The sequence below is a fragment of the Robertkochia marina genome (assembly GCF_004799345.1).
Taxonomy (GTDB): Bacteria; Bacteroidota; Bacteroidia; order Flavobacteriales; family Flavobacteriaceae; genus Robertkochia; species Robertkochia marina.
Genome location: NZ_SSMC01000001.1, coordinates 976,583 through 999,654, shown reverse-complemented (window position 1 = coordinate 999,654; position 23,072 = coordinate 976,583). Strand labels below are relative to the sequence as shown.

Sequence of the window (23,072 nt, the reverse complement as noted above, 5' to 3'; positions counted from 1 at the left end):
AAAAATATGGTATTTGAAAAAAAGAAACCCTATTTCAGGGTAAAAACCGAAGTAGCCAGGAGACTCTCCTCATAGAATACATTGACCCTGTAATTACCTGGATTTTGCAATCCATCCACCACGATGAAATCACATATATTCATAGGGCGATTTTCATAATCAATAACAACCTTTTTACTGTAAAAGACCTGGTCTCCACCCTCGCTGCCTTTGGCTGCCGGGCCCAGGATCTCATTTTCAGGATCTACAAATTGAAGAAAGAACACTTTTTCTCCGGGCTGCAGCAACGTATTGGGAGCGATATTGAAGCAGGCTCTTAATCGCTCGGCACTGCTTAACCTTGTTGTTTTAACTGCCTTGCCATTTGAGCGCACCTTATAAGCCGACCCTTTAAGAGCGGTAATTGTCAAGGCCTTACTGCCCTTTACCTTGGCAGTCAGCTGAATATTCTCATTAATAAGGGAATCTGTGAATTGGGTCAGATCTTCATTAGCGATCTCCAGTGCCTCAGAATAACGTTCTAGCTCTGAGTATCTCAGTCGGGTACTGTCTATCTCCTGGTTCAACAAGGCATTCTGAAATCGCACCGAGTCTAATACAGCATGCAGTCTTCTGTTTTCCATACGAATAGTGGCCAGCTCCTTACGGTAGCGTCCCAATATCTGATAGTCGACCTCCATACGCTTTATAGAATCCATCAGCAACGCAATTCGCCGTCTGCTGGTTTGGATCTCATTGGCATAGGCGTCATTTTCCTTTGCCAGACCATCCAGGTCTGATTCTATTTCTTCAAGGTCATCCATGATCATGCCCTTGGCATTCTCAAGGAATGACACCTTTTCTTCAGTTTCTATATAGTTCAGATATGAAAATCCTGTTAGGGCTATAATACACAGTAGCAGGACTCCCAGAACTATTTTTTGTCCAATCTGCTTCTTTTGGGAGCTCATTAAAAATAATTAGCTTTGAGAATAACTTAATGTTTCAAAATTGACAGGCGCTGTAAAGATAATAAATGATCTCCAAAACCTTTTATTTCCCGCCTCTTGTCTTTGCTGCAAGGCGCTCATTCCTGATTCATCTCAATTTATTTGCGTACAATGCTCTCATCAGCTGCCTCTGACTGCCTTTACAGACCGTGAGGCCAATCCTTGTGAAAAGATCTTTTTCGGACGCGTTCCTATTGAGCAGGCCACCTCTCTTTTATGGTACCATAAGAACGGTCCGGTGCAACATCTTATCCATGAACTAAAATACCACGGCCGGCAAAAGGCCGGAACCTTTCTGGGGAACTGGCTTGGGGAAGAGATGAAAACTTCTCCCCGATTTAATAATATTGACCTGGTAATTCCGATGCCCTTACAGAAAAGGAGGCATCGCAAAAGAGGCTACAACCAAACCGATAATTTTGCCAGGGCTCTGGCTCAACATCTAGAAGCCCCATTCCGGAATGATCTTTTGATACGATGCGACACAACCTCCACCCTCACCCATCGCGGCAGAAAAACAAGAATTTTTGATGCTTCACAGTCATTTGAGGTCATTTCTGAAGATTTGAGATCCTACCGGCATGTATTGCTTACCGATGATGTGGTAACCACAGGAACCACTCTCGAATCTGCGGCCAGGGTTATTAAAAAGTATTCTGATATCAAGGTCAGTATCGCTACCATGGCTATCACCTATTGATTTTATCTTTACTAAAAATAATCGTTATTTTGCAGCACTAAACCACTTTGGATGAAATCCGGTAAAATACTTTATTACGCCCTGTTTTTTGGGCTGATGATAAGTCTGATTAACTGCGCGAAAAGAGGAACGCCAACCGGGGGAGCCAAAGATGAGACCCCTCCGGTGATCATATCCTCTGACCCTGAAAATTTCACCACCGGATTTGAAAGCAAAAGAATTCGAATCACTTTCGACGAATATATCACCCTGAAGGATCTTCAAAAACAATTAGTGGTTTCTCCCCCTTTGAAGTATCCCCCAAACATAAGCCCTCAGGGAGGAGCGGCTAAACGAATCACTATTGAGCTGCTGGACACCCTGAATGACAACACCACCTATGTTATGAATTTCGGTCAGAGCATCGTTGATCATAACGAAGGAAACCCCTATCCGTTTTTTAGTTATGTTTTTTCAACAGGAGATTATATAGATTCTCTGGAATTAGGCGGATTGATCAAAGATGCCACCCAAAAAGAATCTGACAATTTTGTCAGTGTAATGCTTTATGAGGTCGATTCAGCCTATAACGACTCTGTTGTATATCAAAAACAGCCCACCTATATTACCAGCACACTTGATAGTGCCGTTGACTTCAGGCTGACCAATCTCAAGAAAGGGAAATACAAACTCATTGCTCTCAAAGATGAAGCAAATGACAATCTTTTTAGTCCTAAAACCGACAAGATAGGCTTTGTAGAGGAGGTTGTTGAGCTGCCTACCGACAGTGTTTACCAACTTACCTTATTCAAAGAGATCCCGGAATTCAGGTTGGGCAGACCCGTCATGGTGAACAAAGACAAGATCGCTTTCGGGTACGAAGGAAACCCAGAAGGCATGGAAATCACCATTCTTTCACCAACCCCTGAAGACTTCAGATCCACGACCATAAAAGATGCTAAATCAGACTCTGTTAACTACTATTTTACGCCATTCGAGACAGATTCTTTATTATTTGAGGTACGCAAGAAAGAGCTGATCGATACTTTTACGGTAAGGGTGCGAAATCTTTACAGAGACAGCTTAAATATAGAAAGTCCTATTCAGGGTAATCTGCAACTAAGCGACACCTTCAATATTACCAGTAATATCCCTCTGCGATCTTTTAAAGCCGACAGCATTACCGTAATGGACAGGGATTCCACATTCCTGGATTTCGAATTAGATCTTAATGAGGTTGAAAATAAACTCAATTTTATATGGGATGTTCAACCGGGCAATCAATATACCGTTTCCCTTGCTCCGGGAGCGGTAAGTGACTTTTTCAACAACACCAACGACAGCCTTCAGTATGCGGTGAACACCAAAGAACTTGGTCAACTGGGAACCATTCGTATCAAACTTCAGAATGTTTCAGAGTTCCCGGTGGTCATAGAACTTACAAACAATCGGGATGAAGTAAAGCATTCCATGTTTATCACCGAACAAAAATCGGGATATGAATTCAGAAATATTGATCCCGGCACCTATTACCTGAGGGTGATCCATGACTCCAATGGCAATAAAAAGTGGGACACCGGAAGATTTCTTGAAGGACGTCAACCTGAAAAGATAAGTTATTACCCGGAAGAGATCGAACTAAGAGCAAACTGGGAGATCGAACAGATCTTTATTCTGGATGAATAGTAAAGCCATCCCGGTCATTTAAAAACCCTAATTTATTCCGTGTTTCCATCATTTTGTCTTTATCCAGGGTAAAAGAGCACACCTCTTCTTTCTCTGAAAAAGCTAAACAATTCCCTAAATGATCATAGGCACCGGAGTGCCCAGGGTAATTGTACCCGTTAGCATCCGTACCTATTCTGTTCACTCCAATACAATAAGACATATTTTCAATGGCCCGGGCTTTCAGGAGGGCGTCCCAGGCATTTATTCGTTTTTCAGGCCAGTTCGCTACATAGATCAAAAGATCGTAACCCACATCATTACGGGCAAATACCGGGAACCTGAGGTCATAGCAGATCTGAGGAAAGATCCTCCAGCCTTTATAATTAATTAACTTTCGTTCTTTACCGTGTTGATACTGCTCGTGCTCTCCGGCCAGGGTAAAGCTATGCCTTTTATCGTAGTACTCCGCCGTACCTTCCGGTGTTACAAAAAAGAAACGGTTCCTGTAAACTCCTTTCTCATTGATCACAATACTGCCGGCTATGGCCGCTGCATATTTTGCAGCCATACTTTTTAACCACTCAACCGTAGGGCCCTGCATCTGTTCTGCCACCAACTTCGGGTTCATCGTAAACCCGGTCGTAAACATTTCCGGCAGGATCACAAGGTCTGTCCCCGGTTTAAGATCTTCGAATTTCCGGGTAAAATACGCTCTGTTTAGTGCCGGGTCTTCCCAGGCAAGATCAGCCTGTATAAAGGCAGTATTGAATTCATTCATATCTTTAATTCTGGATAAAAAGGTACTTAAAATACCAGCGCATCACAAGAGTAATACCACTAAGACTCATGGTCATGCTCACCCGGGTCAAAATCATCAGGGGCTCTCTTTTCTCCTAAAACCGTTTGATGTTCGCCATGGGCATTGCAGATCTCCCACTCTTCAGCCATAAAGATATCGCTCCCGGCAACCACCCCGGGTTTCCTGACAGCCCTCCCGTCCTGAAAATCATGATTGGTTGCAGTACCATCTTCTCCCGGAATACCGAAAACATCGCGGTGTTGCCCTACCTCATCTACCAAAACAATATTATCATCTCCGTTACTGTCGGCCGCAGAAGAAGACCCTCCAACCTTATTGGGCGAAAAGCCATACACCTGTTCAAAATGGGCTCCGTTAGCTGCTATTACGAAAGTTGCTCCGGGGGCCAACAGAAACCCCGGCAAATAAATTACTGAGCTTTCAGTATAGGCACTATTGGCATTGGTATATCTCCTAAGCTCCCAACCCGATAGATCAGCCACCTGTTCTCCTGCATTATAGAGTTCAATAAACCGGGAATTGATTTCTGAGGTCGTATTTACAGGGTCTGCAATTTCAGAAATGATCAATTGGTCATTTTTGTTATCGGCATCTATGGTCAATTCATTACAATCATACACGAATCCCTCACATCGTTGGCCGTCCATAATCATATCATCCATTGTGTTTAAAACCAGCCGTGCAGCCTGCCCTTTATAAGTCAATATTCCTGAGGTAGCCCCCATACCTGAAGGCATGGTCTGATCATAGAAATCTGAATAACCACTATTTACAAGATCCAAAGTATTGCCATCGCAGGCTATCAACTTTCGAACAGTGGTCTCTCTGCGTTCTGCAAATTGATCACAAAGTTCATTTGAGGATAATTGCAATCCTTGAAAGCGTACATACATATACTGCCATTGAGAATTAAGGGAATTTAATTCCAGATCTTTGGGCGTAATATTGACCAGGGGAGCACAGGAAGCTATCAAATGTTTCTTGGTTATCTGAACCGGCAATCTGCCAATACTGAGATTCCCGAAACTACTCCATTTAGTACCCACTTGTACACCTCCTTTTGACTTGCGCACAAACAGTCCTTTGAGACGCAAGTAAACGGATGCACCTCTCGGATAAAGCAAATAGGCATCAGACAATTCTGTTCTTAATTCAAACCCCATTGAAGGCGACACAGGATCGTCCTGTAGATATATAGCTCCGTAAATGTTACCCAATCGATCTGAAGAGGTAACATAGAGTTTAATGCCAATGTCTTCCTGAACAACAGTTACCTCATCCCCAATTGTTGAAGTAAATTCTTCAACCTTCCAAATGCGTAGTCCCTCCGTCTCCTCACATGTGGCAAGATCTTCAAACTCTTTACCCGTAACACATGCGGTTTGGATAAGCAGTAATGCATATAGGCTGATCATCATGCTGCGAAATTTCATACTCATATGAAAAAAATTAAAAATTAACAGCCAGGTTAAGGAAGTAGGTACGCCCGTTAGAGCACCAATATCTCGAACCGAAAGATGGAGAACCGCTTAATGAGTCCTCGTACAAACCGGCATAGGTGGCCCTCCTGTTTTGTTCAAATCCACCGGTCTGATATATCGTATCAAAGAGGTTGTTTACACTGGCAAAAACAGATATGTACACAGTGTTAACCAGCCATGATTTACCACCTGCCAGATCCAGGTAATAAATAGGCTGTAATCGCTCCTGTTTTAATAATAAACTACTTATCTCTGGATCGATCTCTGTGAATTCCTCACCGGTTTCGGGATCCAGGTAGAAACTTGAAGTACGTCGCACGTTCGATAGTCCTATATAATTGTTATCGAGGTAGCTTATGGTTAAACCCGACCACCAGTATTCCGGAGACCGGTATTCAACCCCAAGGGCACCGGCTGTTTGAGGACCCTGGGCTATTTTAGTTCCTGCGATAAAAGCCGGGCCAAGATCCAGAGCTCCTTCAGCGTTTATACTGCTCTCGGTATTTACGGTATTAAACGTCAGTGACAAATTAGGGTCTGTGGTGTATTCATACACCCCATGAGCCCAGACAAGATCAAACTTGACATCAGAAGAAACGCTGTACTCTAAACTTAATTCCCCTCCATAGTGCCTCTTATTGATACCTGTATTAAGCTCCTGTACAAAGGCATTACCTACACCCCCTTCAAAATAAAAGTAGTTCACGTCGGTCAGATCAGAAAATAAGGTGAAATAGGCAGTTGCTCTTAGTTTAAGATCCGGCAGATCCATCCTGTACCTCAGATCGGCACCTGTTATCTGTTCAGGAACAGGATCCTTTATGGTAAGATGGTTTTCTCTGGGATTGATGTACAAAGAACCTGGCAGGGGTAATTGGTTTAACCAGGCCAATTCAAGATCGAGAATATGACGGCCACTTATCCTGTAATTGAGTCCTGCCTTAGAAGAGTGCCCTGTCATGGTAAGGGTCTGCCCTTCTCCAAAGGAATTTTCGGGGTATCTTTCGTTACGAAACAATCCATCTCTCACCGTGTTCAAATACTCTGCCCGGTAACTAAGGTAGGCCTGTCCACGATTAAAATTTCTGTGATACCTAATATATGCTTGCGCCTTCATCGTACGCTGTTGATAGTTATAACCTATGCGATCGCCTTTATAACTCATCCCTTCCGTGTTCAGATCATTCCTGGTTTCTGAAAAAGGATCCCGGTCAAGATGATAGTCAGCCCCCAACAGATCGATGATCCTGGCAAAGTACTGACTATTCGAAAAGCGACCATTAACACCGGCATGTAGTCTGCCCCTCTTTCCCGATCGGCTGGTGAGAGTTACTGATAATGACGAAAGAGAGCTTGAAACAATATCTTCGTATTCAATATAACTGGCCATACCCCCCTTCACCTCGGCCGCATTTATCTTATAAAGTTCTGCCCAGTTCAATTGAGGGTTTGACGAAAAACCAGCACCAACTTCCCTGGCATTCTCAAAATTGACCATGTTCCCGTTTAATTGCCAGGACGGGAGATACCTGTAGTAATCGGGAAAAGGATTGGGAGCATTGTAATAACCTAATCGGCTGCTTGCCTTGATCCCTGAAGTATGCAGAAGACCAATTTGCCAGCTCCCCCTGGATGTGTTACGGAAATAATTCAATAAAAATACCGGTTGCCTGTTACTTCTGGTCCTGGCATTTCTGATCTTTCCATCCTGCAACCCCCAATAAGGGTTATACCTTGCCCCTGCCAGGGAAACAACTTCTTCTGTTAAAGCAGACCGCATTCCTCTGCGCTGTGGAGCGTAGAAAATGTTAAACACCAGTTCCTGCCCTTTACCCAGATTCAGTTGAACGGCACCAAAAAGAGAATAAGCATCATATAAAGTCCCTTCTATATAGCCTTGCTCTGCCCATCTTCTCGAAGCGGAAAAACTGAATGCCCATTTTTGCGAACGCAACCCTGAATTATAAGTAAACATACCCCTTCCGAGATAGCTTCGGTTAGAGGCTGAAGAAGTAACCCTGAACCCGCTTCGGTTATTGGCAGGTTTTAGTATAAACTGGGTTGTACCCCCAATACTTCCAAAACTCTGTGACACACTGTTAAGCCCGGGGGCAAATTCTCTGTCACGAAACATATCATTAAGACCACCCCATAACGAAAAAGGAGCCCGCCCTGAATCCTCATCATAAACCGGTATCCCATTGATCAGTACTTCGCGGTATTTCGAATCATATCCTCGTATTCGATAAAAAGCTTTCCCAAAATTAAAGGCACTCCTCCGTTCATAGAGATCTTGTTGCGCATTTAAAACCGAAAAGTCGGCAATCATAGGAACATCCGTCAGCTCAGCAATCGACTCCTCTTCAACAGAACTTTCATAAGACTGAGCTTTTAAAGTTCTCTCTAAAAAGATCTTTCCAAGATCAAGGATCTCATCCGGCTTTAATACAACGGGTAAATTCACTTGCTGAAATCTCGGATGCGAAATGATGATCAGGTGCTTACCGGCCGACAGATCATCCAGGATAAATACTCCGGTCTTATCAGTGTTAACACGAACCATACACTCATCGAAACAAACCTCGACCCCCTTTAAAAATTCATAAGATTTGGCGTCTGCGACAGACCCGGTAACTGATGATGTGTTCTGAGAGATAATAAGGGCAGGAAAACATAAGCAGGTAAGCCACAAACCAAATTGAAACATACCTAAACAATTAACTATCACACAAATATAGATTATTTTCTATATTTATACTTATAAATCGCTATTTAATTATAAATGAGAATACTACTGTTTTCTACTTTGAGTGTTTGCATGACCGTTTCAGCCCAGGAATCTACCCCTTCTTTTAGAATGATGGCATTCTACAATGTTGAAAATTTATTTTTGCCCAATAATGAAGAAGCCTCACCTGATACCTATGTTTTCAACAGATCTTCATGGGATGAGGTTAAATATCAAAATAAGATCGATGCTATTGCAAGGGTAATAGTTTCTTTAGGTAATGAATGGGGTCTTACCGGACCTGACATTCTGGGAGTAGCAGAAGTGGAAAACATAAAGGTCTTGAATGACCTTAAATTACAATCCCTCTTATCGGGGCAAACCTATGATGTGGTCCATTTTGACTCTCCGGACCACCGAGGCATTGATGTGGCTCTCCTCTATAAAAGAGCCTCATTCATACCTGTCCGGTCACAACGACGCCCATTAATACTCCGCCTTCCGGAAGGGCAAATTATACGTAGCAGAGATGTTTTGGTAGTTACAGGATATTTCGGACCGGACCTGATCCATATTCTTGTAAATCATTGGCCCTCCAGGCGTGGTGGCAGTGAAAGAAGTGACTATCTCCGGCGGGAAGCGGCCCAATTGAACAGAGTAATTATTGATTCGATCTCCCGACTCTATAGCAACCCCTTCATTATAACCATGGGCGACTTCAATGACGACCCTACCAGCAACAGTATTTATAATATACTCGGAGGCCGTGAAGCAGGCTTCATAACCCCTTATCACAACCTGATAAACCCTATGCTGCCCCTCTTCAGAAAAGGTTTTGGGTCATTGGCGTACAGAGACAACTGGCATCTTTTTGACCAAATTCTCATGAGTCGTCCCGCATTCTCAGAAGTGCAGGCTACATACACCTTTCATCAGGCAGGAATATATATGCCCTCCTGGCTAAAAACAGATCAAGGACGTTACAAAGGCTACCCTTTTCGCACTTATATCGGAAATTCTTACCAGGGGGGCTACAGTGACCATTTTCCTGTTTATTTGATCTTCAAATCAAAAGAATCCTTAGGAAAACCAGATATCATAAGGAATCCTGAGTAAGATAAGAGCCAGACCTATTCCATAGAACAGGGCAATACTTTTAAACTTGGCTTTTGAGGTTTCCTTCTTCTTGTGCTTACTCCACCCTACAGTTATAAGAGCAATGGCAATGATATTGGTAAAGGGATGTTCTACAAGAAGCAGTCTTAAAAGACTATCGCCCATTACTCCACCGGTTTGCCAGGCAGAAAAACGGGGAGTTACAAAATATAGAGCCAGCCCCAGCAAAAGTTGAATATGACTAAAGATCAATGCGAACAATCCTATTCTAAGGTCTTTTGCCATGGTATATTCTTTATTAGAACTCAGACCTGATACGGCATTAACAACAGCAACGATCAGAATAAAGAGGGTAAGATATGCCCAATAGGAATGCAGAACATTTAGATAAGTATACATATATGTTGAGATTAATTAGCGATACCAAAAGTAAGCATTTTACTTATAAATAAGAGCAGGCATAAATTGTTGATGCGTGGCACACACTTCTTACGGGCCTATTGCCGGCTTATCTGAACTCAAAAAAATAAAAAACCGAAACCCAAGTAATCAGGTTTCGGTTTGGTCATTTATTATTCAGGCTTTAAAACCCTATTAATGCTCCATAAATCTTTTGATGAGCAGCGCTGTTGAAGGATCGTGCTCTGCAGTAGTTTCTCCTGCAAAATCTTTAAGGATATTATTGGCAAGTTGTTTACCGAGCTCAACTCCCCACTGATCATAACTGAAGATATTCCAAACCACACCCTGAACAAAGATCTTATGTTCATAAAGCGCAATCAATGCTCCGAGAGATTGCGGTGTAAGCCTGTCTATCATAAAGGTATTGGTGGGCTTATTTCCTTCAAAGATCTTAAAAGGAGTAAGAGCCTTTATTTGCTCTTCATTTTTACCCTGAGCTTTTAGCTCTCCGATAACAACATCCTCCACCTTTCCGTTAAGAAGGGCTTCGGTTTGAGCGAAAAAGTTAGACATCAATTTCTTGTGATGATCTTCTTCCCCATGCAGGGACTCAGTAAATCCGATAAAGTCTGCAGGAATCAATTTAGTACCCTGGTGGATCAATTGGAAAAAGGCATGCTGCGAATTCGTACCCGGTTCTCCCCAGATAATGGTACCGGTCTGATAGCCTACTCGTTGCCCGTTTCTGTCTATACTTTTACCATTACTCTCCATGATTCCCTGCTGCAGATAGGCTGAGAATCGATGTAAATACTGAGTGTAAGGAATGATAGCTTCACTTTCGGCATCAAAGAAGTTATTGTACCAGATATTAATCAGCGATAATACCACCGGAATATTTCTTTCAAAGGGCGTCTCTTTAAAATGCTGATCCATGGCCCTTGCACCATCCAGTAATTTAGCATAATTCTCATATCCTACAGAAAGCGCTATAGACAATCCTACCGCACTCCAAAGTGAGAATCGTCCTCCTACCCAATCCCACATTGGAAAAACGTTGTCGGCGTGAATTCCGAAGTCTGCAATTTTTTCCAGGTTGGTAGATACGGCCACAAAATGCTTTGCTACATCCTTTTCAGAAGCCGTTTTGAGGAACCAGTTCTTTGCGGTGGTAGCATTGCTCAGAGTTTCCTGGGTGGTAAATGTTTTAGAAACCACCACAAACAGTGTAGTTTCAGGATCAAGACCCTTCAAAGATTCCATTACATGATCTCCATCAACATTACTGATAAACCGAACATCAAGATGGTTTTTATAGTATGCTAAGGCTTCAGTAACCATGGCAGGGCCCAGATCAGAACCTCCAATTCCGATATTCACCACATGGGTAAATGCTTTTCCGGTATACCCTTTTCTGGAACCGTTGATCACAGAATCTGAAAATTGACTGATCTTTTCACGCACCTGATATACCTCCGGAACAACATTAACTCCATCCACGAGCACCTCATCATCCTTTCCGGCTCTAAGGGCTGTATGCAAGACGGCTCTTCCCTCTGTCTCATTAATGGTATCTCCTGAAAAATATTTTGAAATAGCATCTTGAAGATCTAACTCTTCTGCCAGGGATACCAAAAGATCAAGGGTTTCTTTATTAATGCGATTCTTAGAATAGTCTACATAAAAATCATTCCATTCTATGGCCATTTCTTTGGCTCTTTCAGGGTTCTTCCTGAAGAGCTCCACCATATGAACGTCTTTTATTTCTTCAAAGTGGGAAGACAGTTTTTCCCAGGCCTTTGTTTTGGTCGGATTTATTGCTTTCAATGCCATAATCTGCTAATTATTCGTTTGATGTTATTGTTGCTTCTGAATTCATTTCTTCTGCAGGCTCTGCAGGAAAAGTAATGGCATCAAGACGTTGCTTCACAGGGCTTATATGTTCATTATATTTTTCCTTCAATTCATCACTGATCGGTTCGGCATCCGGAAGATCCTGTCTGAATGGGTCTACCTGCTTTCCGTTCTTCCAGAAACGATAGCAAACATGTGGTCCTCCGGTATTTCCGGTCATCCCGATGGTACCGATAATGTCTCCCTGTTTCACAAAGTCACCCACCTTAACCAATCGTTTTTGCATGTGCAGGTATTGGGTGGTGTAGGTAGAATTGTGTTTGATCTTTACATAATTACCGTTGCCTCCCTTTCTTCTGGATTCGATTACAGTACCGTTGGCTGTTGCCAAGATCGGAGTCCCAATTGGGGCTGCAAAATCGGTTCCTTTGTGAGGTCTGACCTTATAACCATAGTAAGCAATTCTTCTTTTAAGGTTATATCTGGAAGAAATTCTACTGAATTGTACCGGAGACCTCAGAAATGCCCGTCTCAGGTTTTTGGCATTATCGTCAAAATAATCAACAATATGCTTTACCGAATCAGTTTCGAATGGAAAGGCATATACCGGCTCACCCTTATGCTCAAAATAGGCCGCCTTGATCTCTCCAATTCCAACTGATATACTGTCTTCTACAAATTTTTCGGTGAAGATTACTTTAAAGCGGTCTCCTTCCTGTATTCTGAAAAAGTCAATGGTCCAGGCGTAGATATCAGCCATTCTGTAAGCCACCAGGATATTCACATCATTCTCCTGGAAGGTTTCGTACAATGAACTGTTAATAACACCAGATACCTCGCGTTCTACCAGTTTCAAAGGCTTGCTTTCTTTGCGGACGGTTGTAGAGTCCTTAAAATCGATCACCACATAATCTACGCGATTTGGCTCATAGATAAAAGATACCGGACGCTGCAGACTATCTTCCTTTGAGCACAGAAGGGTATAAGGTTTCCCTGCCTGGAGGCTGGCCACATTAAATGAGTCTTTAGCGGCTTCAACAATATGGTATATTTCAGGATACCCCAGCCTGTGATTCTGAAGAATAGCTCCAAAGCTGTCTCCGTTCTTTATCGTATCCCGAACCACCTTGTAATCGGAAAGATTATACCCAAATTCATATTCGGGCTCCGGAATGGCTTCATTTTCAGCGGTTAATTCAGGGGTGCTCTCGACAGCTTTTTTTTCAGTTTCATTCTTACATCCTACTGCTGCAGTTAACAGCAATAATCCAACCATAACATTCTTAAGCATTCTTCTTTTTAATTTGAGGATTAAAAATATGTTCTACCCATTGTTTCCCCCAATCATTTATTTCGGCTTCAGACCAAAGCTCCGGGAAAAAAATAATTTTCTGGAAACTGGGAGGTAAGTAGTTTTTCCAATTCGTACCACCGGTAGCATCAATGGTGGTTTTGTCTTTGCTAAGGTGACGGTATGCCGCCCCCATATGCATGAGATTCCAATTTATATTGGCATTTTGATCAAGTGTTCTCATGGCCTTGATCAGGTGCTTATCTTTGCGGACTGTCTCAGGTAATTGCAGGTACTTCTCATAAATGGTATTCCCCTTAACCTGATTGGCTATTCGCAGAAATCTCGGAGTATATCGATATTCAAATTGTTTCAGCGTCAGGGTCTTTTCACCGGTTTCGGTATCAATGGCACCCCTTTTCCAATAAATATTTTCATAAAGCACTTCAAGATCGTCTTCCTTGCTCATGGTTTCAACAACCGAATTATGGAGCAGATTTTCCAGTGGCGTTGCATACAGTTCTATCATACGGAATTGCGCACTTTGAAAACCACTGGCCGGCAAGAGCGACATGCGGTACTGTAAAAATTGCTTCCGATCCATCCCTTTGATCATGATATCAAAAGAGGAGATCAGGGTCTTATAATAATTATTGATCCTGTTGATCTTAGTTACAAAGAACTCCACATCCTGCAACTTATCATCAATGATCTGTTTTTGTTCATGAATGATCAGTTTGAAATAAAGTTCTGTGATCTGATGATACATAATAAAGATCTCCTCATCAGGAAAATGTGTTTTAGGCACTTGTATGCTGAGAAGCGTATCTAAATGTATATAATCCCAATAGGTCAGATATCGGTCATGCAAGAGTCCGTCAAGATAAGAGCCCAGGTCCTGACCGGAGTTCTTGTACTTCTCCTCCAGTAATTGAATTCGTTTTTCGATCTCCGGTGAAATCGCCATTCTTACATTAGTATTTTAAATTGATACTTCAATCCTTTAAAAGCATCTAAATCGGCTTTTAAAGACCCTACCATAAGGTCGGCTTTAATTCGAACCGGCACCTTATTCTCATCATCAGAGACCCACAGCGTTAAGCTTTCTTCTTCTTTAAACACCCTCCCGGAATATACGTAAGGCCTGAATTTCAAACATCTTACCTTTCCGAATTTGGTTTGCAAAACTTCTCTTCCAAGGTATTTAAGCTTGAACTTAAATACATCATCATCGTCATCATAGAGAAGGTCCATCACAACCTCGTCTCCCCGAGTTAACGACTCTGTGTCATAATTATTACGCAAATAATAAAAACCCGAGAGCAAATCCTGTACCCCCTCTGTGGTTTCTATTATCCTTTTCGTATTATGTTTGCGATTGGTTATTAAAGCATTATTCGCATCGTGATTAAAATCGATCACGAGATCTTTAGTATAACCTCCTTCATCTATTTTTCTTATAAACCGGTAAGGCTTACCGGTATATTTATCAAAATAGGTTTCATAATTATCATCTACCTTAAAGAACCACCGGGCAAATCCTGTGGTGCTTCCTTTACCCACTACATGATAAACCTCTTTTCCCTTCAACCTTTCTTCCTGTAATGAAAGGGTTGCATAACTAGCGTTGAGAAATCCGAAATGAATTCGGAATCTAAACCATTCTCCCGACTGAAAGCTGTTGGGGCTGTCAGCACCTTCTCCTTGCAGGTCGAAAGCAGAAAGTAAGAGTAAGAGGATTGCTAAAATACTATATCGCAGGTATCTGAACATGGTGCAAAAATAAAAAATTCGGTAACATACTGATGCTAACGCAGTAATAAACAATTATTATTCCAAACCAAAATAAAAAAGCCCGGCGAACGCCGGGCTTTTTCCATTAACCAACCAAAAACTTTAAATTATGAAAACTTTACTTAAAGTCAGCAAAAGGGCACCACCCGCTTTTGCGAGTGCAAATATACTACAGGTTTTTAATTGCAAAACCCCGGCAGTAAAGTTTAACGCATTTGCTGTAAACTCTTTATAAATTAAAGTGTTTGCTTGCTATTTTGCTATAAAAAAGAGCCATTTATAATGTACCTCGCATTTCCTGCTCACGTTCTATAGCTTCAAAAAGGGCTTTAAAGTTTCCTTTTCCGAACGATTTAGCTCCTTTTCGCTGAATGATCTCAAAAAACATGGTCGGTCTGTCTAAAACAGGCTTCGTAAATAATTGAAGAAGATACCCCTCGTCATCGCGGTCGATCAGAATTCCAAGCTCCTTTAACGGCTCAAGATCTTCATCAATTTCACCGACGCGATCAAGCACAGTATCGTAATAAGTTTCAGGAACGTAAAGAAACTCAACACCTCTGGCCTTCAATGCCTTCACAGTTTCTATAATATTATCGGTTGCAACGGCAATATGCTGCACCCCGGCACCATTATAAAAGTCAATATACTCTTCAATTTGTGACTTCTTACGTCCATCTGCAGGCTCATTAATAGGAAACTTAATACGGCCGTTCCCATTACTCATCACCTTACTCATAAGTGCTGTATATTCTGTAGAAATGTCTTTGTCATCAAATGACACTAACTGAGCAAATCCCATGACCTTGGCATAGAATTCACACCATTTATTCATTTCATTCCAGCCTACATTCCCAACCATATGGTCAATATACTTGAGGCCGGTTTCAGGAGCCTTATATTCAGGATCCCATTTCTTAAATCCGGGCATGAACGGACCGTTGTAATTCTTGCGCTCCACAAAAATATGAACAGTCTCACCATAGGTATGTATTCCTGATAGTACGACCTCTCCGTTCTCATCTTCAATTTTTTTAGGCTCCATATAGCTTTCGGCCCCTCTCTTTATGGTTTCGTCATAACTTTTGGTTGCATCATCAACCCAAAGTGCTACCACTTTTACCCCGTCACCGTGTTCATTGATGTGACGATTTATATCGCCTCCCTTTTGCAAGGGAGAAGTTAATACCAACCGGATCTTATCTTGCTGCAGCACATATGAAACCCGATCCCTGATCCCGGTTTCAAGACCGGCATAGGCCACCGGTTGAAAGCCCCAGGCCGATTGATAATAATGAGCTGCCTGTTTGGCATTACCCACATAAAGTTCAACGTAATCTGTTCCCAGAATCGGCAGAAAATCTTCTGCTGTTTCTACTTCCTTATTTAAATTTAATGATGATGTATCTGTTGCCATTTTCTTTTACTTGTTTGATAGGTTATACTTGATCTATATACTTCAGTTCACCTGCCCTCACCACATGGCTCTAAGATGCGCAGTTATATCTATTCTATAATTCAACATATACTATTCCAACCAGGATTTATGATAGGTTTCGTCGGCAATTTCCATGGCCTGTTCTGTAACCATTAAAGGCTTAAATGTATCAACCATCACTGCCAGTTCTTCTGTTTTCTCCTTTCCTATGCTTCGCTCTACTGCTCCCGGATGAGGCCCGTGCGGTATTCCCGCCGGGTGAAGTGATATATGTCCGGCCTCAATATCATTCCTGCTCATAAAATCACCATCTACGTAATACAATACCTCATCAGAATCTATATTACTGTGATTATAGGGCGCAGGGATCGATTCAGGGTGATAGTCATACAGGCGAGGCACAAAACTACACACTACAAAAGCATCAGTTTCAAAGGTCTGATGCACCGGTGGCGGTTGATGAATCCTTCCGGTGATGGGTTCAAAATCGTGTATGCTAAACGCATAAGGAAAATTAAACCCGTCATATCCAACCACATCAAACGGATGGGTGGCATAAACCATATCGAAGATCTCATTCTGCTTTTTGATCTTCATAAGAAATTCACCCTTCTCATCAATGGTTTCTATTTCATGAGGCGCCCTCAGATCTCTTTCACAAAAAGGTGAATGCTCGAGCAGCTGCCCAAACCAGTTTCTATATCTTTTAGGAGTATAGATAGGCCTTCTTGATTCTACTATAAACAAGCGATTATCATCGGTGTCAAAATCGATCTGATAAATAATACCTCTTGGAAGCAGCAGGTAGTCTCCGTATTTGAAATCCAGGTTACCCAACATGGTTCGCAACTTACCACTACCCCGGTGAATAAAGATCAACTCATCGGCATCAGCATTCTTAAAAAAATAATCCTTTACTGAGCTTTTTGGTGCCGCCAGGTAAATGGTACAATCAGCATTGGTGAGCACAGGAATCCTGCTGTCCAGGTAATCGTCAGCCGGCTTTACCTTAAAGCCATGAAAACGGTAAGACTTCATATTGTTGGCGATGGCCACCCTGGGAGTAACATCTCTTTGCCCCCTGATCTCTTTAACCTGGGTAGGTCGGTGCAGGTGATACATATTGGTAGACATGCCGTCAAATCCTATAGTTCCGAATAACTGCTCATAATAGAGAGAGCCATCCGGCTTTTTAAAAATGGTATGTCGTTTATGTGGGATTTTACCCAGTTTATGGTAAAAAGGCATAACGCAATCGTTTGATATTTTAACAAATATCGGAATAATTGAGAAGGAATTCCAATAAGGATTTCTTAAAACCAGAAACCGATACTGAATACCCAGGAAGTATCGGCTATTTCAGGTGACCATGCAAACTTCACCTCAGCAGGTCCTACCAGCGATTCAAAACCATAACCCAGGGCATACCCGCTGTAATCGGGAAGGGTAAACCATTCTCCTTCCTTAAAAATACCATTCTCTGCATTGGCATAATTGGCGGTAAGATTCAGATGGTGTTTCCCGGCAAAGTTCCAATCGGTCTTAAAAACAGCCTTCACATAACTGTCACCCCCGAAACTAACAAAATCGTATCCGAGAAAGTCAGTCAGGTTATTTATATAAGCAGCCCCATACCCTCCCAGAACGAAATCCAAAGAGTTTACATCGGCCTCTCCTAAATTAAAACCTCCTTCGGTAAAGAAATTAAAGGCCCAGTTCGAGGTGATCGGTAGGGCAAACCCCATTTTGGCCTTGGCAATGGAAAAACTGCCGACATCTTCCAAGCCTTCCTCAGTCGTTAATAAATAAAGATGAAAATCACCATCAAAGAACAATCCACGAGTCGGAAAATACAGGTCATCCATCGTGTCCAGTTTTAAAAACCCATAAGTACTCAGATAGTTGGAATTATCGAGATCTATAGCCGGCCCCTGATCAGCGATCACGGTCTCTGAACGAAGCCGCAGCCACTTGTGTTCCAACCCCAGGCCGAAAACAAATTCTTCTCCCCAATTGGTTTGAGCGTAGATCTGGTTGGTAAAATCAAACAGCGTAATATCCAATTTATTCACCTGGGGGAGTTCTACCCCTATTTCTCTGCTGACGAATTCAAAATCGACATCTTTTTCAAAAGTATTGAACCTCGATCTGACTCCCAGGCTCCAGTAACTTCCTTTGTCGAGATAATAATCAAAGTTATACCGTATCTGATCGCCAATTATAAAGTCAAAAGACAAAACATCATCATATAAAAGGAAGTGCTTTCTTGTCAGGTTGATCAAGGCCCCTGTATTATAGAGACCGTCGTAATGAACTCCCAGCTTAATAAAGGTCTTATTGGTCTCTTCCTTAAGTCTCAGATCCATATTATACCCGGACTTGCCTTCAGAGGGCCTCAGAACATATTTGATGCTTCGAAAATTTGAGGTGGCAGCCAGGTTACTAAACCCCTGGTCAAGTTTATCAAAGGTGGTTGGTTCATTTAGCTCATACCTCAATTTCCCTTTTATATACCTGCGGGAGTACTGCTGATTCCCGCTTAGCTGTACGCTGTTCAATAATAAGGTATCTGCTATTTGCACACCCCGGGGTGGCAGAGGCCCCGCATCCTGCAGCAGTGCCAGGCTGTCAAGAGATACCTTCTTTCTTAAAGCGGCGTCATACCCACTTTTAATAATACTTGCGCCTTCATTAAACGAAATGACCGTAAAATCAGAAATATCAGGTTTTATAAAAATATCGGTTTTCTCCGCCTTTTCCTTCATCCCCCTTTGGGTGCGATAATTATTGATCTGTAATAATACCTGGGTGGCAGAACGCAATTGGTCGGCCTTGGCCAGGGAATCCTGAACATCGACCCCTATAACCACATCGGCCCCCATGTTTCTAACCTCTTCTATAGGGTAATTATCAACAACCCCCCCATCGATCAAGGTGCGCCCATCAATCTCCACCGGTTCAAAAAAAGAAGGAAATGCCCCCGAGGCACTGATACTTAACGGGAGGTAGCCCTTGTCAAGTTTCACCAATTCTCCGGTCTCTACATCGGTGGTCATACAGAAGAAGGGTATGGGAAGATCATTAAAATCATTGATGTCACTTACATGAAAAAGCAATCTTGAGAACAGGTTGTATACATTCTGACCACTGGAAATTGAGGAGGGAAAACTTAATTTAAACTCATCGAAAGGCAGCATCAGGGCGTACCGCTCATTATTCTGTTTTTCATAAAAACTCATGGACGACCTTGGAATATATCCCTGGATCAGCCGGTCAAAGTCAATACTGTTAAATAAAGAATCCAGTTGTTTGGCAGAATAGCCGCTGGCATACAAGGCCCCTACAATAGCCCCCATGGAAGTACCGCCTATATAGTCTATCCTTATCCCGGCATCTTCTATAGCCCGGAGGGCTCCGATGTGAGCCAGACCTTTAGCCCCACCTCCACTGAGCACCAACCCCACCTTGAGACTGTTTTCTCCCCGGGTTTCCTGGGAAATCACAATCCAGGGCGAGACCATCAACCATACGATGAGGACACACCATTTCATAGAAATAAAGATAATACGAATTTTAGTGAAAAGCCTTGTATATTTTCGATGCTTTTGACGGACCCACAACCTCCGTCAATTGCTCGAGACTGGCCTCGCGAATCCGTTTTACAGACCTGAACTTTTTGAGTAATTCACCTGCAGTTTTTTTACCAACTCCATCTATGTTTTCAAGTTCGGTATCTATTGCCGCCTTAGCCCTCTTCTTTCGATGAAATGTAATACCAAATCGGTGTGCCTCATTGCGCAATTGCTGAACGATCTTAAGGGTTTCTGATCGCTTATCAAGATAGAGTGGTACAGGGTCATCCGGATAAAATATTTCTTCCAGGCGCTTGGCGATACCGATAATAGCGATCTTGCCCCGAAGCCCCAGACGCTCAAGGCTTTTTAAGGCTGAATTTAACTGCCCCTTCCCTCCATCTATCACAATAAGCTGTGGCAGGGGTGCATCTTCCTCCAACAGTCTACGGTAGCGCCGATGCACCACCTCTTCCATAGAAGCAAAGTCATCAGGCCCATCCACCGTCTTTATATTAAAATGTCGGTATTCTTTCTTACTTGGCTTGCCGTCTTTAAAAACCACACAGGCAGCAACAGGATTGGTTCCCTGAATATTTGAGTTATCAAAGCACTCAATATGCCTGGGCTCTTTTGACAACCTCAGATCTTTCTTCATTTGCTCCATGATACGTTTAACATGGCGGTCAGGATCGGTAATTTTGATCTGCTTAAATTTCTCCTGCCTGTAGAGCTTGGCGTTGCGCTCTGAAAGCTCAACGATCCTTTTTTTATCACCCAGCTTCGGCACCGTTACCTTAATTTCTTCTCCAACATCTACCTCGAACGGCACAAAGATCTCCCTGGAATTGGAATGGAACTTATTACGCATATCAGTGATAGCCAGTTCCAGTAACTCCTTATCAGACTCGTCAAGTTTCTTTTTGATCTCTACAGTATGTGCCCGGATTATCGACCCGTATGATAATTGCAAAAAGTTCACATAGGCAAAGCCTTCATCAGAAATGATACTGAAAACATCTACATTACTGATTTTCGGATTTACTACGGTCGATTTTACCTGGTAATTTTCCAGGACCTCTATCTTTTCTTTGATGCGTTGAGCATCTTCGAATCGCATTTCAGCAGCATAGCTATGCATCAGGTCTTGAAAATGCTTCAGGGAATCTTTAAAATCTCCTTTAATGATCTTGCGGATCTCTTCGATCTGTTGATTGTAGACTGCTTCCGATTGCAAATTTTCACAAGGCCCCTTACAATTACCCAGATGATACTCCAGACAGACCTTATATTTACCGCTACTAACCTTTTCCGGGGAGAGGTCATAATTACAGGTCCTGAGCGAGTACAACCCCTTAATAAGATCGAGTAGGGTTCTTATAGTTTTCATGCTGGTGTACGGTCCGAAATACTCAGAACCATCCCTGATGACCTTTCGGGTAGGAAAGATCCTGGGAAAGCGCTCTTTTTTAATACAAATCCACGGGTAGGTTTTATCGTCCTTCAGCATTACATTGTACCGAGGCTGATACTTTTTAATGAGATTGTTCTCAAGAAGCAAGGCATCGGTCTCTGTTGGTACCACGACATGACGTATAGATCTGATCTTTTTAACCAACACCCTGGTCTTGCCGTATTCGTGAGTTTTTTGAAAATACGACGACACCCTTTTTTTAAGGTTCTTAGCCTTTCCTACGTAAAGCAATTTTTCATCCTTATCGTAGAACTGATATACCCCCGGGCTTTCCGGAAGGGTTTTCAATTGTATGTCTATTCCTGAGCTCTCCATCTAAAAAAGCAGAAAAGTTACTGAGAATTTTGGCCTTTAATACACTGTAAAAGTAACACCTGAAAGCCGGTTTAGACTTTTAAATTATATAAAATCCGGAGAAAGGCTTCTTATAACCATTAAATACAGCGATCACTTTTCACAGGAAACTTAGTACTCCCTCTTAAAGGAATGTGTAAGTTTGAAAGCCCTCAATAAATCTCAAAAGCATGGATAAACATCAACTGAGAACAAAATACAAAGAGAAGCGCAAGGTCTTAAAGAACGCGGAGCTGGAAGACCTAAGCATTGAAATTACCAATCAGGCATTGCGATCTCCCATCTGGGATCACGCCACTTATCATCTGTTTCTTCCTATAGAAAGGCAACATGAGATAGACACCTCATTTCTATTAACAGTGTTACAAGGAAAGGATAAAGAGGTGATCATTTCCCGTTCAGATTTCAACAACGGAAGTATGAAGCATTTTTTACTTACCGACAATACGGTTATGAAAACCAATTCTTACGGCATACCCGAACCCCAATCAGGTATTGAGATCGCTCCGGCTGCTATTGAAGTGGTCTTTGTTCCTTTACTGGCCTATGACCGTTTTGGTAATCGTGTGGGGTACGGCAAGGGGTTTTACGATCGGTTTCTTAAAGAATGTAATCCTGATACCCTAAAAATCGGGTTGTCATTTTTCCCCCCTGAAGATAAGATCAACGATGTTAATCAAGACGACATCGCTCTTGACATGTGTATTACACCCGAGGGGGTTTATGATTTTAGAAACTAGGCCTCTTCCTGCTCCTTATTTTTAGGAAAAGCTTTTTTATTAAATACAATAAGAATACCTACCCCGGTGCTAATGGCGGCATCGGCAATGTTAAACACCGGCTCAAAGAACCTGAAGTTCTTACCCCCCACCAATGGCATCCAGTCCGGCCAAACAGTATCAATAAGAGGAAAATGAAGCATATCGACCACCTTTCCTTTTAACAAGGCCCCATAAGGCTCATCGGCAAATAAAGTGGCTACCTGGCCGTAGCTGTCATTGAAGATCACTCCGTAAAAAACAGAATCAATTATATTCCCGAAAGCTCCGGCGAATATCAATGCAATAGCCGTGATCAGCACTGCTGTACCTCCTTTTTTAATCGTATCATACATCCAGTAGCCAATACCCCCGATAGCAAATAACCTGAATACAGTTAAGATTAATTTACCTGTACCATCAGATATAAATGGCAAAATATCGCTGAGCTTGGTTCCCCATGCCGCACCTTCATTCTCAATGAACAAGATCTTGAACCAACTGAACACTTCTGTATATTCTCCAAGTACGTAATGAGTTTTAATATAGATCTTAGACAACTGGTCAATAAAGAGGACCAGGAAAATAATCAATGTAGCTTTTTTTAATGACATTTTATCTTTCGTTCAATTAGTTCAGGACAGGCATTAGGCT

The 23,072-nt window shown here is 42.2% G+C and carries 18 protein-coding genes; 4 read left to right on the top strand and 14 right to left on the bottom strand.

Annotated features, from left to right (window positions below):
• Nucleotides 1-29: 29 nt before the first annotated feature.
• Nucleotides 30-950 (bottom strand): coiled-coil domain-containing protein, encoded by a 921-nt coding sequence (locus E7Z59_RS04110; protein ID WP_136335010.1) that lies wholly within the window; start codon nucleotides 948-950, stop codon nucleotides 30-32.
• 40 nt (nucleotides 951-990) lie between these two features.
• Between E7Z59_RS04110 and E7Z59_RS04105 the strand changes: the two genes are divergently transcribed.
• A complete protein-coding gene (locus E7Z59_RS04105; protein WP_136335009.1) occupies nucleotides 991-1,689 on the top strand; it encodes a ComF family protein in 699 nt (232 codons plus the stop codon).
• Between the two features lie 51 nt (nucleotides 1,690-1,740).
• Nucleotides 1,741-3,354, top strand: coding sequence for an Ig-like domain-containing protein (locus tag E7Z59_RS04100; protein WP_136335008.1), 1,614 nt, complete (start codon nucleotides 1,741-1,743; stop codon nucleotides 3,352-3,354).
• Here the strand turns inward: E7Z59_RS04100 and E7Z59_RS04095 are convergent.
• From E7Z59_RS04095 to E7Z59_RS04085, 3 genes are read right to left on the bottom strand one after another with little or no spacing between them, the layout of a single operon-like run.
• Complete coding sequence (locus E7Z59_RS04095) at nucleotides 3,338-4,114, bottom strand: amidohydrolase (RefSeq protein WP_136335007.1); 777 nt, start codon at nucleotides 4,112-4,114, stop codon at nucleotides 3,338-3,340. The genes E7Z59_RS04100 and E7Z59_RS04095 overlap by 17 nt on opposite strands.
• Nucleotides 4,115-4,173: 59 nt before the next feature.
• Nucleotides 4,174-5,595 carry a DUF5689 domain-containing protein gene (locus tag E7Z59_RS04090; RefSeq protein WP_136335006.1) on the bottom strand — a complete coding sequence of 474 codons (1,422 nt, stop codon included), beginning with the start codon at nucleotides 5,593-5,595 and terminating at the stop codon, nucleotides 4,174-4,176.
• 10 nt (nucleotides 5,596-5,605) lie between these two features.
• A complete protein-coding gene (locus E7Z59_RS04085) occupies nucleotides 5,606-8,344 on the bottom strand; it encodes a TonB-dependent receptor (RefSeq protein ID WP_136335005.1) in 2,739 nt (912 codons plus the stop codon).
• Nucleotides 8,345-8,419: 75 nt separating this feature from the next.
• On the opposite strand from E7Z59_RS04085, the gene E7Z59_RS04080 reads away from it, so the two are divergent.
• The gene (locus E7Z59_RS04080) at nucleotides 8,420-9,481 is read left to right on the top strand and encodes an endonuclease/exonuclease/phosphatase family protein (protein WP_136335004.1); all 1,062 of its coding nucleotides are present in this window, start codon (nucleotides 8,420-8,422) and stop codon (nucleotides 9,479-9,481) included.
• Here the strand turns inward: E7Z59_RS04080 and E7Z59_RS04075 are convergent.
• The 9 genes from E7Z59_RS04075 to uvrC all read right to left on the bottom strand — a co-directional run bounded on the left by E7Z59_RS04075 (nucleotide 9,446) and on the right by uvrC (nucleotide 21,621).
• Nucleotides 9,446-9,880: a hypothetical protein gene (locus E7Z59_RS04075; protein WP_136335003.1), complete on the bottom strand. Its 435-nt coding sequence runs from the start codon at nucleotides 9,878-9,880 to the stop codon at nucleotides 9,446-9,448. The two genes, E7Z59_RS04080 and E7Z59_RS04075, sit on opposite strands and share 36 nt — an antisense overlap.
• A gap of 195 nt (nucleotides 9,881-10,075) precedes the next feature.
• A complete protein-coding gene (gene pgi / locus E7Z59_RS04070) occupies nucleotides 10,076-11,716 on the bottom strand; it encodes a glucose-6-phosphate isomerase (RefSeq protein WP_136335002.1) in 1,641 nt (546 codons plus the stop codon).
• A gap of 10 nt (nucleotides 11,717-11,726) precedes the next feature.
• Nucleotides 11,727-13,028, bottom strand: a complete 1,302-nt coding sequence (locus E7Z59_RS04065) for a M23 family metallopeptidase (RefSeq protein ID WP_136335001.1) — start codon at nucleotides 13,026-13,028, stop codon at nucleotides 11,727-11,729.
• Nucleotides 13,021-13,995, bottom strand: coding sequence for a tryptophan 2,3-dioxygenase family protein (locus tag E7Z59_RS04060; RefSeq protein ID WP_136335000.1), 975 nt, complete (start codon nucleotides 13,993-13,995; stop codon nucleotides 13,021-13,023). The genes E7Z59_RS04065 and E7Z59_RS04060 overlap by 8 nt, the downstream gene beginning before the upstream one ends.
• A gap of 2 nt (nucleotides 13,996-13,997) precedes the next feature.
• Nucleotides 13,998-14,801, bottom strand: a complete 804-nt coding sequence (locus E7Z59_RS04055) for a DUF3108 domain-containing protein (protein WP_136334999.1) — start codon at nucleotides 14,799-14,801, stop codon at nucleotides 13,998-14,000.
• A gap of 298 nt (nucleotides 14,802-15,099) precedes the next feature.
• Nucleotides 15,100-16,239 carry a 4-hydroxyphenylpyruvate dioxygenase gene (hppD, locus tag E7Z59_RS04050; protein WP_136334998.1) on the bottom strand — a complete coding sequence of 380 codons (1,140 nt, stop codon included), beginning with the start codon at nucleotides 16,237-16,239 and terminating at the stop codon, nucleotides 15,100-15,102.
• A 111-nt stretch (nucleotides 16,240-16,350) separates the two neighbouring features.
• Nucleotides 16,351-17,508: a homogentisate 1,2-dioxygenase gene (locus E7Z59_RS04045; RefSeq protein ID WP_136334997.1), complete on the bottom strand. Its 1,158-nt coding sequence runs from the start codon at nucleotides 17,506-17,508 to the stop codon at nucleotides 16,351-16,353.
• A 65-nt stretch (nucleotides 17,509-17,573) separates the two neighbouring features.
• Complete coding sequence (locus tag E7Z59_RS04040) at nucleotides 17,574-19,811, bottom strand: patatin-like phospholipase family protein (protein WP_136334996.1); 2,238 nt, start codon at nucleotides 19,809-19,811, stop codon at nucleotides 17,574-17,576.
• Between the two features lie 22 nt (nucleotides 19,812-19,833).
• On the bottom strand, nucleotides 19,834-21,621 hold the full coding sequence (uvrC, locus tag E7Z59_RS04035) for an excinuclease ABC subunit UvrC (protein ID WP_136334995.1): 1,788 nt from the start codon (nucleotides 21,619-21,621) through the stop codon (nucleotides 19,834-19,836).
• A 209-nt stretch (nucleotides 21,622-21,830) separates the two neighbouring features.
• Here uvrC and E7Z59_RS04030 point away from each other — a divergent pair, with 209 nt between their 5' ends.
• The gene (locus E7Z59_RS04030; protein ID WP_136334994.1) at nucleotides 21,831-22,400 is read left to right on the top strand and encodes a 5-formyltetrahydrofolate cyclo-ligase; all 570 of its coding nucleotides are present in this window, start codon (nucleotides 21,831-21,833) and stop codon (nucleotides 22,398-22,400) included.
• Here the strand turns inward: E7Z59_RS04030 and E7Z59_RS04025 are convergent.
• Nucleotides 22,397-23,032, bottom strand: a complete 636-nt coding sequence (locus E7Z59_RS04025; protein ID WP_136334993.1) for a lipoprotein signal peptidase — start codon at nucleotides 23,030-23,032, stop codon at nucleotides 22,397-22,399. The two genes, E7Z59_RS04030 and E7Z59_RS04025, sit on opposite strands and share 4 nt — an antisense overlap.
• Between the last annotated feature and the right edge of the window lie 40 nt (nucleotides 23,033-23,072).

What these genes read in the sequence shown, in the direction of transcription:
- E7Z59_RS04100 (WP_136335008.1), top strand. Translation starts at nt 1,741, where the DNA reads ATGAAATCCGGTAAAATACTTTATTACGCCCTGTTTTTTGGGCTGATG.
- E7Z59_RS04045 (WP_136334997.1), bottom strand. Translation starts at nt 17,508, where the DNA reads ATGCCTTTTTACCATAAACTGGGTAAAATCCCACATAAACGACATACC.
- E7Z59_RS04110 (WP_136335010.1), bottom strand. Translation starts at nt 950, where the DNA reads ATGAGCTCCCAAAAGAAGCAGATTGGACAAAAAATAGTTCTGGGAGTC.
- E7Z59_RS04030 (WP_136334994.1), top strand. Translation starts at nt 21,831, where the DNA reads ATGGATAAACATCAACTGAGAACAAAATACAAAGAGAAGCGCAAGGTC.
- E7Z59_RS04090 (WP_136335006.1), bottom strand. Translation starts at nt 5,595, where the DNA reads ATGAGTATGAAATTTCGCAGCATGATGATCAGCCTATATGCATTACTG.
- hppD (WP_136334998.1), bottom strand. Translation starts at nt 16,239, where the DNA reads ATGGCAACAGATACATCATCATTAAATTTAAATAAGGAAGTAGAAACA.
- E7Z59_RS04060 (WP_136335000.1), bottom strand. Translation starts at nt 13,995, where the DNA reads ATGGCGATTTCACCGGAGATCGAAAAACGAATTCAATTACTGGAGGAG.
- E7Z59_RS04055 (WP_136334999.1), bottom strand. Translation starts at nt 14,801, where the DNA reads ATGTTCAGATACCTGCGATATAGTATTTTAGCAATCCTCTTACTCTTA.
- E7Z59_RS04040 (WP_136334996.1), bottom strand. Translation starts at nt 19,811, where the DNA reads ATGAAATGGTGTGTCCTCATCGTATGGTTGATGGTCTCGCCCTGGATT.
- E7Z59_RS04095 (WP_136335007.1), bottom strand. Translation starts at nt 4,114, where the DNA reads ATGAATGAATTCAATACTGCCTTTATACAGGCTGATCTTGCCTGGGAA.
- E7Z59_RS04025 (WP_136334993.1), bottom strand. Translation starts at nt 23,032, where the DNA reads ATGTCATTAAAAAAAGCTACATTGATTATTTTCCTGGTCCTCTTTATT.
- E7Z59_RS04075 (WP_136335003.1), bottom strand. Translation starts at nt 9,880, where the DNA reads ATGTATACTTATCTAAATGTTCTGCATTCCTATTGGGCATATCTTACC.
- E7Z59_RS04085 (WP_136335005.1), bottom strand. Translation starts at nt 8,344, where the DNA reads ATGTTTCAATTTGGTTTGTGGCTTACCTGCTTATGTTTTCCTGCCCTT.
- E7Z59_RS04080 (WP_136335004.1), top strand. Translation starts at nt 8,420, where the DNA reads ATGAGAATACTACTGTTTTCTACTTTGAGTGTTTGCATGACCGTTTCA.
- E7Z59_RS04065 (WP_136335001.1), bottom strand. Translation starts at nt 13,028, where the DNA reads ATGCTTAAGAATGTTATGGTTGGATTATTGCTGTTAACTGCAGCAGTA.
- pgi (WP_136335002.1), bottom strand. Translation starts at nt 11,716, where the DNA reads ATGGCATTGAAAGCAATAAATCCGACCAAAACAAAGGCCTGGGAAAAA.
- uvrC (WP_136334995.1), bottom strand. Translation starts at nt 21,621, where the DNA reads ATGGAGAGCTCAGGAATAGACATACAATTGAAAACCCTTCCGGAAAGC.